This window comes from Pseudoflavonifractor sp. AF19-9AC (genome assembly GCF_003478995.1).
Lineage (GTDB): Bacteria > Bacillota > Clostridia > Oscillospirales > Oscillospiraceae > Lawsonibacter.
Map to the genome: position 1 here is coordinate 168,479 of NZ_QUGI01000003.1, position 14,113 is coordinate 182,591.

Genomic DNA, 14,113 nt, shown 5'->3' on the forward strand with positions numbered 1-14,113 from the left:
CCTGCGGGCATAACAAAACGGCATTGCCTTTGGCAATGCCGTTTCCATGCGATCCACCGTTCAGAAGGTTACGGTACGGCTGGGCTCTGTAAAGGAGGAGAATGTGGCGGCGGCCTCCACCAGTGCAAAAATCATGGTGTTGCCGTCACCAGGGGTGTAGGCGGCCCGGAGGGTGGGATATTGGCTGAGCATATGCTCCTGCGCCTCCACTTCAGGCACCTCCACGGCCTTGGCCGTCACCCGCAGCCAGTGCTGGCCGTCAAAGGCACAGACCTCCACCTTGGGATTTGCCAGCATCTGCTGGGCCACGTCCTTCTTCCGACCGGTTTGAATGGTAAGCTGCCCGTTATAGAGGTCAATGGTGCCAAAGGGGCGCACCCGGGGCTGATCCTGGTCCATGGTGGCCAGATAATAGGTGCCGCAGGTTTTCAGAAATTGATATACTTCTTCCACGGGAATCCCTCCTTGCTTTTTTCTCATTTTATACCTGTACCCGACAAAGCGTCAAGATTTCCGATACGGTCCCTCGGCATACCGTCCCATAAAAAAGCCTTGACAAGAAACCAGAACTCTTTATAATGAACATCGTTCATATTGAGGTGATCGGATGAATACCATTGTCACATCCAAAGAGGAAATTTTGAAGACCAGCCGGGAACTGATTCAGCGGGAGGGCTGGTCGGCCGTCAATATCCGCTCTGTGGCGGCAGCCTGCGGGGTATCGGTGGGCTCCATCTACAACTATTTTGATTCCAAAGCTGCTCTGATGAGTGCCACGGTGGAAAGCGTCTGGTGTGAGATTTTCCATCGGCCGGAGGACGGCTCCGTGTTTCAGGACACTCAGGCCTGCATTGCCTGGCTGTACGAACGGATGGAATACGGCTGCAAGCAGTATCCCGGATTTTTTTCTCTCCACTCCCTGGGCTTTCTGGGAGAGGATAAATCGGACGGGAGACAGAAGATGCAGCAGACCTGGCAGCATATTTTAGATGGGCTGTGCTCTGTTTTGCAGCGGGATGTCAAAGTCCGACCGGACGCCTTTACCCAACAATTTACAGCGGAAAAATTTGCGAATCTCTTGTTCTCTCTGATGCTGTCCGCGCTGCTGCGGCAGGATTACGACCCTTCGGCTGTGCTGGAGATTGTCCGAAGGACCCTCTATTAAAATTCCCACAAAACTGTGGGAATTTTATACCCAAGAAATTGAACATCGTTCACTTAACGGAGCAAAACAATGAAAGTAAAACGGAATACCCTTCTGCTTTTGGCCTGTCTGGTGTGGAGCGCGGCGGGGTTCAACTTTCTTCGCATCGGTTTGATGGCCTACCCGGCCTATCTCACGGTGCTGAACACCTTGCTGTCGATCTTGGTTTTTGCCATATTCCAGAAGTTTATTTTTGGAAAGCTGGTGAAAAAGCACACCGCCAGAATCCACGCCTATTTGGAAGAGCGGCACTTTTTTCTGAAATTCTTTGACCAAAAGGCATTTGCCATTATGGCCGTTATGATGACGGGCGGTATCGGCCTGCGGGCAAGCGGACTTGCGCCGGAGCAGTTTATTGCCGTCTTTTATACAGGGCTGGGCGCTTCGCTTCTACTGGCCGGACTGCTGTTTGGCCGAAATTACGGCAAGGCGGCTATCGCCGCAGCCACAATTCAATCAAACACGGAGCAAAAAGGAGTGTAAATCATGCAGGCAATTATGGAAACTCTGTTTGATGCGGTCTATCTGATTACCGTCATTACCATTGGAATCCGGATGATTCGTGGCAGCAAGGGCAATCCCCAATTCCGTTTGTTCGGCCTTATGGCGGTGGTACTGGGCTCGGGCGATGCGTTTCACCTGTTCCCCCGGGCAGTTGCCCTTTGTACCACAGGTCTGGAGCACTACACCGCTGCCCTGGGGCTGGGGAAATGGATTACCTCGGTCACCATGACCATTTTCTATGTGCTGCTCTACTATGTGTGGCGGCAGCGGTACCGCGTCACGGGACAAGGCACCCTGACTGCTGCGGTCTACCTCCTGGCCGGTCTGCGGATCCTGCTGTGCATGATGCCCCAGAATCAGTGGCTCAGCGCCGACGCCCCCCTCTCCTGGGGCGTCTACCGCAACATCCCCTTCGCACTGCTGGGGCTCGTAGTGATCGTGCTCTTTTACCGCAGCGCCAGAGAGCACGGGGATCAGGCTTTCCGCTGGATGTGGCTGACCATCGTGCTGAGCTTTGGCTTCTATATTCCGGTGGTGCTGTGGGCGGACGCCGTATCCATGATCGGGATGCTGATGATTCCCAAGACCTGCGCCTACGTCTGGACCGTGTGGATTGGCTATTCCGCCATGAAGCAGGAGTGCAAATAAAGACAGCAGCATAACACAAGGGGACTCCATACATATCCTGCAAGTCCAAACGTCCCTTTTCTTTGCCCCGTCTGATGGAAGGCACTTGCCTTGAATACAGTCCAGGCTGGATACAGGGAGCATCAGACGAGGTCCAAGGCCACAGCATGCCGTCTGTTCTGCTATGACCCGGATTTGCTCCGGCCCAGCGTCCTTGCCCCATTCACCCTGCCAGCCGCAGGTTGGATAACAGCGTTGGAAATGCTGGTCAGGTCGGAGCCAAGCTGGCGCAATACTCTCCATATGCGTAAAAACCGGATGGACATTCTTTCAATCAGGAATGTCCATCCGGTCTTTTTTCTCGAAACATGGGCCCACACATGGGCGGTGACGGCCCAACGGTCACACGAAGCTGCGCCTGCGAACAAAACAATCTCAGGCCTGCTCCGCGTTTCCCTTCTGCTCCGCCCGGAGAAGGGTCAAGTGCTCCTGCAGGCACTCCAGAAACAGTTCCGCCGCCCGGGAAAAGATTCGGGATTTTTTCCACACTAGGTACATCTCCGCCTCCAGCTTCGGCTCTAAAGGCCGGAAACAGAGGGCACTGCCGGTGGTATTCACCAGCTTGTCCAGTCCGAAGGCATATCCCATCCCCTCTTCCACCATCAGGGAAGCGTTATAGATGAGGTTGTAGGTGGCCGCGGTGTGAAGCTGGGAAGGCTCCTTCTGCAGCCAGCGATACAGTCCACTTTTGTTATTCACCTGCCGGGAGAGAATGAGCGGCTTGTCCCAGAGGTCCTGAGGACCGACAGATTCCTGCTGGGCCAGGGGACTGTCCCGCCGCATGAGCACACCCCAGGTGTCCTTCATGGGCAGCTCCAAGTAGTGATATTTGGTCTTATCAATGTCACCCAGCAGGACACCGAAATCCAGCAGTCCTTTGTCCAGACGCTCGCACACGTCTGCGGCATCTCCGCTGGCAATATGAAAGCGGATGGCAGGATAGCGGGCCTGAAGCCGGGTTGCGGCCCTGGCCAACTGACGCACTCCATCGGTCTCCCCGGTCCCAATGTAGATATCTCCACTGACGGCCTCATCGGACTGCATAACCTCTTTTTCCGTCCGATCTACCAGCTCCAGAATCTCCTCCGCCCGCTTGCGCAGCAGCATACCGTCCTCCGTCAGTGTCACCTTTCGGTTTCCACGGATCATCAGCTGCTTGCCCAGCTCCTCCTCCAGCTCCTTGAGCTGCCGGGAGAGGGTGGGCTGGGTCAGATGCAGGGACTGGGCTGCCGCGGAAATATTCTGCTCCCGCGCCACCGCCAGGAAATACTGAAGCACTCTCAATTCCATTCTGCCACCTCCGGTCAGGGTAATGATAGCACATCTCTAATATAGTTTTCAAGCATAGTAAACTATTCTATATAGGTATTTGTTATTCGATTTTGCAGGTGATAAAATAAGCGTGAACATTTTATGGATCAGGAGTAAGCAATGGAGTTAGAAACATTTTTGGAGCATCTGAACAGTGGAAAGGTGGTACAGGGCGGCAGCGAACCCCACTTGTTCATGCACGGTGTGAGCCAGGAGGCCCTGCGTATTACGGCAGAGATCAACGGCAGCTACCACGAACCGTCCGAGCTGCGCGCCCTCTTTTCCCAACTCATCGGCCAGCCGGTGGACGAGAGCTTTGGGCTGTTCCCGCCCTTTTATTCCGACTGCGGAAAAAACATCCACATTGGGAAGCACGTTTTCATCAACATGGGCTGTAAGTTCCAGGATCAGGGCGGTATTTACATTGACGACGGCGCTCTCATCGGCCACAACGTGGTGCTGGCTACCTTAAATCACGCCCGGTCTCCCCGGGATCGCAGCAGCATGATTCCCGCTCCCATCCGCATCGGCAAAAACGTCTGGATTGGTTCCAACGCCACGGTACTGCCCGGCGTGACCATCGGCGATGGCGCCATTGTGGCCGCTGGGGCAGTTGTGACCCGGGACGTCCCGGAAAACACGATTGTGGGCGGTATGCCCGCAAAGGTCATCCGACACTTAAGCAAGGAGGAACTGCAATGAGTAAACAGATTCTGGTCATCTCCACCAGCCCCCGGAAGGGCGGCAATTCGGACATGCTGGCAGAGGAACTGATCCGAGGCGCCCGCGAAGCCGGGAACGACGTGGAAAAGGTCACACTTTACGATAAAACCATCGGGTTCTGCAAGGGGTGCCTCATCTGTCAGAGCACCCAGCGCTGCGTCATCCACGACGACGCCGACACCATTGCCCAAAAGATGCTGAACGCCGACGTTCTCGTCTTTGCCACCCCCATCTACTACTACGGCATGAGCGGCCAGATGAAAACCATGCTGGACCGCGCCAATCCCCTCTACTCCGCCGACTACCGGTTCCGGGACATCTACCTGCTCACCGCAGCGGCCGAGGAGGACGAACACACCCCGGACGGCGCCGTCACCGGCCTGCAGGGCTGGATTGACTGCTTTGAAAAGGCCCGTCTGGCCGGAACGGTATTTGCCGGCGGCGTGACCTCCGTGGGCGAAATCCAGGGACATCCCGCTTTGAAGCAGGCCTACGAAATGGGCAAACAGATGTAAGGAGGATTCCCCATGAAATCAAGATACAACGGCTATTCCTTTCCTCTGCGGGACACGGTCACCCGGGAGAAGGTGCGCTTCCACAACCGCTATGGCATCCAGCTGGCCGGCGACCTGTACCTGCCCAAGGAAGCCTCCGGCAGACTGGCCGCCGTGGCTGTGTCCGGCCCCTTCGGCGCCGTGAAGGAGCAGTGCTCCGGGCTCTATGCCGAGGAACTGGCCTCCCGCGGTTTTGCCGCCCTGGCCTTTGACCCCTCCTTCACTGGAGAGAGCGGCGGCGAGGTACGGAATGTGGCCTCCCCCGATATCAACACCGAGGACTTCTCTGCCGCTGTGGACTATCTCTCCACCCGGGACTTTGTGGACCCGGAGAAGATCGGCATTCTGGGCATCTGTGGCTGGGGCGGCATGGCTCTCAACGCGGCCGCCATGGACACCCGCATCAAGGCCACCGTCACCTCCACCATGTATGACATAACCCGGGTGAATGCCAAGGGCTACTTTGATTCCGCCGACAGCGCCGACGCCCGGTATGAGACAAGAAAGGCTCTCAACGCCCAGCGGACCGAGGACTACAAAGCAGGCACCTACGCCCGGGCCGGCGGTGTGGTGGACCCCCTGCCCGAGGACGCCCCCTTCTTTGTGAAGGACTACTACGACTACTATAAGACGGAGCGGGGCTATACCGAGCGCTCCCTCAACTCCAACGACGGCTGGAACACCACCTCCTCCCTGTCCTTCCTCAACATGCCCATTCTCCAATACAGTAATGAAATCCGCAGTGCTGTGCTGGTCATCCACGGGGAGAAGGCCCACTCCTGCTACTTCAGCCGGGACGCCTTTGCCGATATGGTCAAGGACAACCCCTACACCGACAACAAGGAGCTGCTCATTATCCCTGGCGCTGTCCACACCGACCTCTATGACCGGAAGGACATCATTCCCTTTTCCGATATTGAGGCCTTTTTCCGAAAATATCTGTAAAACAACAGGCAGGGAGGATCTTTTATGGCAAGACGACTGTGTATCCTGTTTCTCATCCTGGCGCTCTCGTCCTGCTCAGCTGCTCCGGAGGCCGGAAGTTTGGTCGCCGGTTCAGCCTCGTCGGCAGCAGACAGTGTGCAGCTCCCTGACCAGTGGGAGCAGAGCTCACCCAACGCCTCATGGGAACCGGAGCAGCAAGAGACCTCTTCCTCTGCGGATGGCCAATCCCAATCACCTGTCTCTCCGGAACCGGACGGGGACCAACTGACCGGGGAAACGGGACCGGCGGAAGAACCCCCCGCTCAGAAGACGGAGGCCCCGCCGGTTCAGCAGGGGACGTCGTCCTCTGCCGGGAGCACCTCCCCAGAGGCTCCCAACTCCGAGCCATCCATTTCCGCTCCATCGCCGGAACCCACACAGCCGGAACAGGAGGTGTCCGCTTTGAAAATCACCGTAGGCGATTACGAGCTGCTGGCCACCTTTGAGGACAACCCCTCCGCTCGTGCGTTTCAGGAGCTTCTCGCTCAGGGACCGCTGACCGTCTCCATGGAGGACTACGGCGGCTTTGAAAAAGTAGGCCCCCTGGGCACCACACTGACGCGCAGCGATACATCCATAACCACCCAGCCCGGCGATGTGATTCTCTATCAGGGCAATCAGATCACCATTTATTACGGCACCAACTCCTGGACCTTTACCCGGCTGGCCAAAATCGATGACCCCACCGATTTACAGGCCAAGCTGGGCGAGGGAACGGTCCAGGTCACCTTTTCACTTGCATAGGAGGCAACATTCATATGGCAGTCAAGCAGACGGCGGGCAGAGATGCCCTGGGGGAGTTTGCCCCCAAATTTGCACAGCTCAATGACGACGTATTGTTCGGTGAGGTCTGGAGCCGGGAGGATCAGCTCTCCCTGCGAGACCGCTCCCTGGTGACGGTGGTGGCCCTCATGGCCCAGGGGCTGGTGGACAGCTCCTTCCAGTACCACCTGGCTACCGCAAAACAGAACGGCATAACCCGGCAGGAGATTGCCGAGATTCTCACCCACGCCGCCTTTTACGCAGGCTGGCCCAAGGCCTGGGCCGCCTTCCGCATGGCCAAGGAGGTCTGGGCGGAAGAGAACGCCGACGAGGACGGCAGAAGCCAGCACCAGAATGAGATGGTCTTCCCCATCGGCGCACCCAATGACGCCTTTGCCCAGTATTTTGTGGGCCGGAGCTATCTGCAGCCCCTCTCCACCAGCCAAGTTGGAGTGTACAATGTCACCTTTGAGCCGGGCTGCCGCAACAACTGGCACATCCACCACGCCTCCAAGGGCGGCGGCCAGATTCTGATCTGCGTGGCCGGCCGGGGCTATTACCAGGAGTGGGGCCAGGAGGCCCGGGAGCTGCACCCCGGAGACGTGGTCAACATCCCGCCGGAAGTAAAGCACTGGCACGGCGCGGCTCCGGACAGCTGGTTCTCCAATCTGGCCTTGGAGGTACCTGGCGAGGACTGCTCCAACGAGTGGCTGGAAGCGGTCACCGACGAAGCATACAGCCATCTGTAACGCTCCCCTTCATAATCCGAGAAGGTCCCTGTCTCACGGCAGGGGCCTTTTTTGTCTCCCCAGGCCCCGTCCGCCGTTTCAAAAACTCAGCTTCAAAAAAATGGATTTTATCTGGAATTCTTTCGTATTTGTGGTATGCTATGGATAGAACGCAGACGCCCAAAGCATAGCGGTCTGTCCGGCGCATACCCTATGGGCAGGACTTTTTGAGAGGAGGCCCTTCTGTGCCAAATCTGTATTATTACGAAGCCCTCAAACGGGGGCAAAAGGAATTCCGTTCCTGTACCGCCCGGGGCGAGTCCCCCTATCTGCCTGTTCTCAGCGAATTTGTGGGCGAGGAGCAGCTGGGGCACACCACCAACCTGGGAACCATTCTGATTCCGCTGGAGTTTGTGGTAGGCACCAAGTCTCTGGGGCGTACCCAGTCCTTCTCCCGCAGCTTCATGCCTCTGATGGGCGCCAACACGGAATTTGCCGGAAAGTGGCAGCGGCTGTGCCAGGCCCACCTGGAGGAGGGCATCTGGGATCCCATCAAGGTGTGGGAGTACCGCAACCGCTTTTATGTAGAGGAAGGCCACAAGCGGGTCAGTGTTCTGAAATTCTTTGACGCCAACAGCATCAGTGCTCAGGTCACCCGGATTCTGCCCCAGCGGGACGGAAGCCGGGAAATTGAGCTGTACTATGAGTTTGTGGATTTCTATCAGTGCAGCCGGATCAACTTTCTGGAGTTCTCCAAGCCGGGCAGCTACGCCGAGCTGCAAAAGCAGCTGGGCAAACAGCCGGGCCAGGCCTGGAGCGAAAACGACCGGCGGGATTTCTCCACGGCCTACTACCGCTTTCATCAGGCCTACGAGGCCCAGGGAGGCGACCGCCTCACTTCCACGGTGGGCGACGCCATGCTGGCCTTTTTGAAAATTTACGGCTATGAAGCGCTGATGGGCAAGAGCGCCGAGGAAATTCAGACTGCGGTGGCCCACGTGTGGGAGGAAATTACCCTCCAGCAGGAGGAGGAGCCCATTGACGTCAAGCTCTTCCCCGAGGAGGCCGAGAAAAAGAGCCCCAGTCTCTTCTCCTGGTTTTTGCCCAAGGGGGAGCAGAAGCTCCTGAAGGTTGCCTTTCTCCACGATAAGGACCCGGAGCGCTCCGACTGGACCTACGGCCACGAGCGGGGCCGCAAGCATCTGGACCGGGTGTTCAAGGACGGACTGGAGACCACTGCCCAATTCAACGCCATGGACGGAGACCCGCTGGAGGCCCTTCAGAAGGTCATTCACGAGGGCAGCAACGTGATTTTCACCACCTCCCCCCTTCTGCTGCCCGCCAGCCTGCGGGCGGCGGTGGACCACCCCGAGGTCACCATCCTCAATTGCTCCCTCAACACCTCCCACCGCTACATCCGCACCTACTACGCCCGGATGTACGAGGTGAAGTTCATCACCGGCGCCATCGCCGGGGCCCTAGCCGGAGACAATCCGGTGGGCTATATCTGCGATTACCCCATTTTCGGCCAGGTGGCCGGCATCAACGCCTTTGCACTGGGCGTACAGCTCACCAATCCTCTGGCCCGGGTCTACCTGGAGTGGTCCTCGGTGGAGGACGCCAAAACCGCTGTCCAGCGTCTGACAGAAAAGGGGATCCGCCTTATTTCCGCCCAGGACCTGGCCCGCCGTGGCGCCCCCGGCCACAACTTCGGCCTCTCCCTCATTGAGGGCGACCACCAGGTCAATCTGGCCATGCCGGTCTGGCGCTGGGGGACTTATTATGAGGCCATTCTCCGCCGCATCCGGGACCGCTCCTTCCAGATGGAATATCAAGAGAGCCACAAGGCCCTGAACTACTACTGGGGGCTGGCCTCCGGCGTGGTGGACCTTCACTGCTCCTTCCGTTTGCCGGACAGCACCCGAAAGCTGGCCGATCTGCTGCGGGACGGCATCCGCAGCGGCAGCTGTCACCCCTTCCGCGGCCCCATCTATGACCAAGGCGGCACCAAACAGGTTGCGGAGGGGGACACCCTGGACGTGGAGCGGATTATCACCATGGACTGGCTGGTGGAAAATGTGGTGGGCTCCCTGCCCGCCTATGACGAACTAAGCCCCACCGGAAAGGCCACGGTGGGCATCGTGGGCGTGGACGCCACAAAAGAAAAGCAGAGCTGACGCACCTCCCCGGGGAGGGTGCCCGGCACGCTCCGGAGGAGGAAACAATTTTGCGCATTCTGGCAGTATCGGACGAGGAATCCTCTCTCTACTACGAGCACTATGTGCCGGGCAGACTGGACGGATTTGACCTGATCCTCTCCTGCGGCGACCTGCACCGGGAATACCTGGAATTTTTGGGCACCCTGGCCCACTGCCCGGTGGTCTATGTGCGGGGAAACCACGACGACCATCTGGAGGCCGTTCCCCCGGAGGGCTGCATCTGCGCCGAGGACCAGATCGTGGTTTGCCAGGGACTGCGGATTCTGGGGCTGGGCGGTTCCCTGCGGTATCGCCCCGGTGGAAACATGTACACCGAAGAGCAGATGCGCCGCCGGATTGCCCGCCTGCGCCTTCAGCTGTGGCGGCATCAGGGCTTTGACATTCTCCTCACCCACGCCCCCGCCCGGCATATCAACGACCTGGAGAGCCTTCCCCACCAGGGATTTCAGTGCTTTGTGGACCTGCTGGATCGGTACCGCCCCCGGTACTTTATCCACGGACACGTCCACCTTAATTACGGCTCGGGACTTCCCCGGCGGACGGAACGAGGCTCCACCAGCATCATCAACGCCTACCGCCACTATGTGTTGGAACCTCCATAAAAAATGGCCCGGAGCATGTGCTCCGGGCCATTTTATATATTCAAACGCGACCGCTCAGTCCGCCAGCAGGTTCTTCTCAGTGGCGGGATCGAAGAGGTGGATGAGGTTGCTGTGGAAGGTGAAGTTCAGCTTGGTGCCGTAGGGCACGCCGGAGCGGTAGGCCTCAGACAGTTCGCTGGTCTGCACCCGCATGACCAGGTTCTGCTGCTCAGCCCCTTCGCCCACGGTGCCATGGAGGTAGAACTCGCTGCCCATCAGCTCGGACACCTCCACCGTGCAGGGGATGGCCTGCTCGGGGCTGGCCTGGAGAGTGATGTGCTCGGGACGCACGCCCAGAATGATCTCGGCGCTCTCCTGGCCCTTGGCCGCCAGCCTGGCCGCCATATCAGCCGTCACAGGGATGGCAGCGCCCATGCAGCGGATCACATAGCTGTCCGCGTTCTTCTCCAGCTTGGCCCGGAAGAAGTTCATCTGGGGAGTGCCGATGAAGCCGGCTACAAACAGGTTCACCGGGCTGTCAAAGACCTGCTGGGGAGTACCGATCTGCTGGACAAAGCCGTCCTTCATGATCACGATCCGGTCACCCAGGGTCATAGCCTCGGTCTGGTCGTGGGTAACATAAATAAAGGTGGTGTTGATTCGCTGGCGCAGCTTGATGATCTCCGCCCGCATCTGGTTGCGCAGCTTGGCGTCCAGGTTGCTGAGGGGCTCATCCATCAGCAGCACCTTGGGCTCACGGACAATGGCGCGGCCGATGGCCACACGCTGCCGCTGGCCGCCGGACAGAGCCTTGGGCTTGCGGTCCAGGTACTGGGTGATGTCCAGAATCTCAGCGGCCTGATTGACCCGCCGGGCAATTTCCGCCTTGTCCATCTTCCGCAGCTTCAGGGGGAAGGCCATATTCTCCCGCACCGTCATGTGGGGGTAGAGGGCGTAGCTCTGGAACACCATGGCAATGTCCCGGTCCTTGGGCTCCACATCGTTGACCAGCTTGTCATCAATGCGCAGCTCACCCTTGCTGATGTCCTCCAGGCCGGCCACCATCCGCAGAGTGGTGGACTTGCCGCAGCCGGAGGGGCCTACCAGCACGATAAACTCCTTATCGGCGATCTCCAGATTGAAGTCGCTCACTGCGGTTACATTTCCATCGTAGATTTTGAAGATGTGCTTCAGGCTTACAGTTGCCATACACCTTGGCCGTGACCTTCCCGCCTCCGCAAAAAGGCCTTCCCGCCCGGGAGCAGAACCCGAACAGGTTTACGGCAGGTCTCCACACTGCCGCACCGCCGGCCGGCGGTCCTTTTCCTCCTTCTCTGGGCCCCGCATGGCTATTGGAAATGGAGTAGCCAGGGGAAGCCGTACTTTGTTAACCTGGCCGTGCGCAGTCCCGCCGCCGGGCCGCTCCAGCCGCCGTCCAGGTCATCTTGCTTATGATTTAACAACGGTTTTTTGAAATAATCAAGAGAAATCTTGCCTTTGAAAACTTTTTTGTAGGAATGATGAAACCGGTTCCATTTTTTTGGCGATTATAAACAAAGCTTTGCCGCAGCCCGGATTTGGTCTGGAAAAATGGTTTTGATGTGATACAATAGGCTCGACAACCGCCATGGGCGGCCTAGATTTTACGCCGGAAGGATGACCCTCCCATGATCCAATATGACGCATCTCAGCGTACCATTACCCTGAACACCCACCGCACCAGCTACCAGATGAAGATTCATTCCACTGGAGTGCTGCTGCATACCTACTACGGCCCCCGCCTCCGGGGCGGCGACCTCTCCCGGCTCATCTGCCCAGAGGACCGGGGCTTCTCCCCCAACCCCGACGAGGTGGGCCTGGACCGTACCTGGTCCCTGGACACCCAGCCCCAGGAGTACTCCTCCAGCGGCGTGGGAGATTTCCGGCTCCCCTCCCTGGAGGCGGATCTGGACGACGGCAGCCACACTGCGGATTTCCGCTACGTCCGCCACACCGTTGAGGAGGGCAAGTACGCCCTGGAGGGTCTGCCTGCCTTCTACGGCGAGGGCGTCACCGCTCAGACCCTCACGGTGGAGCTGAAGGACTGCTGCAGCGGCCTGACGGTGGAGCTTCTTTACGGCGTGCTGGAGGAATATGACCTCATCACCCGTGCTGTCCGGGTGCGCAACGACGGTGCCGCCCCGGTGCGGCTCACCCGGGTGGCCTCCGCCTGCCTGGACTTCCCGGTGGGGGAGCACGACTTCATCACCCTGGGCGGGGCCTACGCCCGGGAGCGCGAGCCGGTGCGGGCCGCTCTCTCCCAGGGCGTCCACACCGCGGGCAGTGTGCGGGGCTCCTCCAGCCACCAGCAGAACCCCTTCTTCGTCCTCTGTGACAAGGATACCACCGAGGATGCCGGCCGCTGCTGGGGCATGGCCCTGGTCTACTCCGGCAACTTCCTGGCCTCTATGGAGCACACCCAGTTCCACGAGACCCGGATGACCCTGGGCATTCACCCCTTCCACTTCTCCTGGCTGCTCCAGCCCGGCGAGACCTTTACCGCTCCGGAGGCGGCCATGGTCTTCTCCGCCCAGGGTCTGGGGCACATGAGCCGCCTGTTCCACCGGGCCATCCGCCTCAACCTGTGCCGGGGACCCTGGAAGGACCAGCGCCGCCCCATTCTCATCAACAACTGGGAGGCCACCCTCTTCCACTTTGACGCGGACAAGATTTACTCCATCGCCAAGGCCGCCAGCCAGGTGGGCGTGGAGATGATGGTGATGGACGACGGCTGGTTCGGCGAGCGCAACGACGACTTCGGCGGACTGGGCGACTGGAACGTGAACGAGAAGAAGCTCCCCGGCGGCCTGGCCCCTCTGGCGGAGCGGATCCAGGGCCTGGGCATGAAGTTCGGCATCTGGGTGGAGCCGGAGATGGTGAATGAAAATTCCGACCTCTACCGCGCTCACCTCGACTGGGCCTTCCAGGTGCCCGGCCGTCCCGTCACCCGAGGCCGGTACCAGCTGGTGCTGGACCTCACCCGGGAGGAGGTAAAGCAGTACGTGCTGGACAACCTGCGCGCCATGCTCAGAAGCGCCCCCATCTCCTATGTCAAGTGGGACATGAACCGCAGCCTCACCGACGTGTGGAGCGCCGGGCTGCCCTCCCAGCGCCAGGGTGAGGTGTACCACCGCTTTGTGCTGGCGGTCTACGAGATTCTGGAGGCCCTCCACCAGGAGTTCCCCGACCTGCTCATCGAGGGGTGCAGCGGCGGCGGCGGACGGTTCGACTGCGGCATGCTCTACTACACCCCCCAGATCTGGTGCTCCGACAACACCGACGCCATGGACCGTCTGCGCATCCAGTACGGCACCTCCTTCTGCTATCCCTGCGCCTCCATGGGCGCCCACGTCTCTGCAGTACCCAACGGCCTCACCCACCGCTCCACCCCCTTCCACACCCGGGGTGTGGTGGCCGCCGCAGGCACTTTCGGCTATGAGCTGGATCTCAACGAGCTGTCTCAGGAGGAGCTTGCCCAGGTGCGGGAGCAGATTGCCGCCTTCCGCACCGACTGGGAGCTGGTCATGCGGGGAGACTACTACCGCCTCAGCAACCCTTTCCGTCCGGAGGACAGCTTCTGCGCCTGGATGCACGTCTCCCAGGACCGGAGCCGGGCCCTGGTGGGTCTGGTGCAGACCCAGCGCCACGCCAACCCGGTGCGGCCCCTGCTTCGGCTCAAGGGTCTGGACCCGGAGCGAGACTACCGCATTGACGGCCGCATTTACGGCGGCGATGAGCTCATGTACGCCGGACTGGCCCTCCCCTTCCTGGATGAGTGCCAGGCCCTCCAGTATCACATTGAAGCAGTGTAAGGGAG

General features: G+C 59.4%; 14 protein-coding genes. 11 read left to right on the forward strand and 3 right to left on the reverse strand.

Annotated elements, in window-relative coordinates:
- Positions 1 to 60 precede the first annotated feature (60 nt).
- The gene (locus tag DWX58_RS06430; protein WP_118642148.1) at positions 61 to 453 is read right to left on the reverse strand and encodes a pyridoxamine 5'-phosphate oxidase family protein; all 393 of its coding nucleotides are present in this window, start codon (positions 451 to 453) and stop codon (positions 61 to 63) included.
- Between the two features lie 154 nt (positions 454 to 607).
- On the opposite strand from DWX58_RS06430, the gene DWX58_RS06435 reads away from it, so the two are divergent.
- From DWX58_RS06435 to DWX58_RS06445, 3 genes are all read left to right on the forward strand, one after another.
- Positions 608 to 1,165: a TetR/AcrR family transcriptional regulator gene (locus DWX58_RS06435; protein ID WP_118642149.1), complete on the forward strand. Its 558-nt coding sequence runs from the start codon at positions 608 to 610 to the stop codon at positions 1,163 to 1,165.
- A 69-nt stretch (positions 1,166 to 1,234) separates the two neighbouring features.
- The gene (locus tag DWX58_RS06440) at positions 1,235 to 1,687 is read left to right on the forward strand and encodes a hypothetical protein (RefSeq protein ID WP_118642150.1); all 453 of its coding nucleotides are present in this window, start codon (positions 1,235 to 1,237) and stop codon (positions 1,685 to 1,687) included.
- A gap of 3 nt (positions 1,688 to 1,690) precedes the next feature.
- Positions 1,691 to 2,356: a hypothetical protein gene (locus DWX58_RS06445; protein WP_118642151.1), complete on the forward strand. Its 666-nt coding sequence runs from the start codon at positions 1,691 to 1,693 to the stop codon at positions 2,354 to 2,356.
- 414 nt (positions 2,357 to 2,770) lie between these two features.
- On the opposite strand, the gene DWX58_RS06450 is transcribed toward DWX58_RS06445, so the two are convergent.
- Entirely contained in the window at positions 2,771 to 3,685 is a 915-nt protein-coding gene (locus tag DWX58_RS06450) for a LysR family transcriptional regulator (RefSeq protein ID WP_118642152.1), read from the reverse strand.
- 141 nt (positions 3,686 to 3,826) lie between these two features.
- Between DWX58_RS06450 and DWX58_RS06455 the strand changes: the two genes are divergently transcribed.
- The 7 genes from DWX58_RS06455 to DWX58_RS06485 all read left to right on the forward strand — a co-directional run bounded on the left by DWX58_RS06455 (position 3,827) and on the right by DWX58_RS06485 (position 10,278).
- Positions 3,827 to 4,408 (forward strand): sugar O-acetyltransferase, encoded by a 582-nt coding sequence (locus DWX58_RS06455; RefSeq protein WP_118642153.1) that lies wholly within the window; start codon positions 3,827 to 3,829, stop codon positions 4,406 to 4,408.
- The gene (locus DWX58_RS06460) at positions 4,405 to 4,944 is read left to right on the forward strand and encodes a flavodoxin family protein (RefSeq protein WP_118642154.1); all 540 of its coding nucleotides are present in this window, start codon (positions 4,405 to 4,407) and stop codon (positions 4,942 to 4,944) included. The genes DWX58_RS06455 and DWX58_RS06460 overlap by 4 nt, the downstream gene beginning before the upstream one ends.
- A 12-nt stretch (positions 4,945 to 4,956) precedes the next feature.
- Positions 4,957 to 5,928 (forward strand): alpha/beta hydrolase, encoded by a 972-nt coding sequence (locus DWX58_RS06465; RefSeq protein WP_118642155.1) that lies wholly within the window; start codon positions 4,957 to 4,959, stop codon positions 5,926 to 5,928.
- A gap of 24 nt (positions 5,929 to 5,952) precedes the next feature.
- A complete protein-coding gene (locus DWX58_RS15640) occupies positions 5,953 to 6,711 on the forward strand; it encodes a cyclophilin-like fold protein (RefSeq protein WP_243093292.1) in 759 nt (252 codons plus the stop codon).
- Between the two features lie 14 nt (positions 6,712 to 6,725).
- Positions 6,726 to 7,478, forward strand: a complete 753-nt coding sequence (locus DWX58_RS06475; protein ID WP_118642158.1) for a carboxymuconolactone decarboxylase family protein — start codon at positions 6,726 to 6,728, stop codon at positions 7,476 to 7,478.
- A gap of 224 nt (positions 7,479 to 7,702) precedes the next feature.
- The gene (locus DWX58_RS06480; RefSeq protein ID WP_118642160.1) at positions 7,703 to 9,634 is read left to right on the forward strand and encodes a BMP family ABC transporter substrate-binding protein; all 1,932 of its coding nucleotides are present in this window, start codon (positions 7,703 to 7,705) and stop codon (positions 9,632 to 9,634) included.
- A 50-nt stretch (positions 9,635 to 9,684) separates the two neighbouring features.
- On the forward strand, positions 9,685 to 10,278 hold the full coding sequence (locus DWX58_RS06485; RefSeq protein WP_118642162.1) for a metallophosphoesterase: 594 nt from the start codon (positions 9,685 to 9,687) through the stop codon (positions 10,276 to 10,278).
- A gap of 54 nt (positions 10,279 to 10,332) precedes the next feature.
- On the opposite strand, the gene ugpC is transcribed toward DWX58_RS06485, so the two are convergent.
- On the reverse strand, positions 10,333 to 11,466 hold the full coding sequence (gene ugpC / locus DWX58_RS06490; protein ID WP_118642164.1) for a sn-glycerol-3-phosphate ABC transporter ATP-binding protein UgpC: 1,134 nt from the start codon (positions 11,464 to 11,466) through the stop codon (positions 10,333 to 10,335).
- Positions 11,467 to 11,924: 458 nt separating this feature from the next.
- Between ugpC and DWX58_RS06495 the strand changes: the two genes are divergently transcribed.
- On the forward strand, positions 11,925 to 14,108 hold the full coding sequence (locus DWX58_RS06495; protein ID WP_118642166.1) for an alpha-galactosidase: 2,184 nt from the start codon (positions 11,925 to 11,927) through the stop codon (positions 14,106 to 14,108).
- The last annotated feature ends 5 nt before the right edge of the window (positions 14,109 to 14,113 follow it).

What these genes read in the sequence shown, in the direction of transcription:
- DWX58_RS06435 (WP_118642149.1), top strand. Translation starts at nt 608, where the DNA reads ATGAATACCATTGTCACATCCAAAGAGGAAATTTTGAAGACCAGCCGG.
- DWX58_RS06440 (WP_118642150.1), top strand. Translation starts at nt 1,235, where the DNA reads ATGAAAGTAAAACGGAATACCCTTCTGCTTTTGGCCTGTCTGGTGTGG.
- DWX58_RS06445 (WP_118642151.1), top strand. Translation starts at nt 1,691, where the DNA reads ATGCAGGCAATTATGGAAACTCTGTTTGATGCGGTCTATCTGATTACC.
- DWX58_RS06450 (WP_118642152.1), bottom strand. Translation starts at nt 3,685, where the DNA reads ATGGAATTGAGAGTGCTTCAGTATTTCCTGGCGGTGGCGCGGGAGCAG.
- DWX58_RS06455 (WP_118642153.1), top strand. Translation starts at nt 3,827, where the DNA reads ATGGAGTTAGAAACATTTTTGGAGCATCTGAACAGTGGAAAGGTGGTA.
- DWX58_RS06460 (WP_118642154.1), top strand. Translation starts at nt 4,405, where the DNA reads ATGAGTAAACAGATTCTGGTCATCTCCACCAGCCCCCGGAAGGGCGGC.
- DWX58_RS06465 (WP_118642155.1), top strand. Translation starts at nt 4,957, where the DNA reads ATGAAATCAAGATACAACGGCTATTCCTTTCCTCTGCGGGACACGGTC.
- DWX58_RS15640 (WP_243093292.1), top strand. Translation starts at nt 5,953, where the DNA reads ATGGCAAGACGACTGTGTATCCTGTTTCTCATCCTGGCGCTCTCGTCC.
- DWX58_RS06475 (WP_118642158.1), top strand. Translation starts at nt 6,726, where the DNA reads ATGGCAGTCAAGCAGACGGCGGGCAGAGATGCCCTGGGGGAGTTTGCC.
- ugpC (WP_118642164.1), bottom strand. Translation starts at nt 11,466, where the DNA reads ATGGCAACTGTAAGCCTGAAGCACATCTTCAAAATCTACGATGGAAAT.
- DWX58_RS06495 (WP_118642166.1), top strand. Translation starts at nt 11,925, where the DNA reads ATGATCCAATATGACGCATCTCAGCGTACCATTACCCTGAACACCCAC.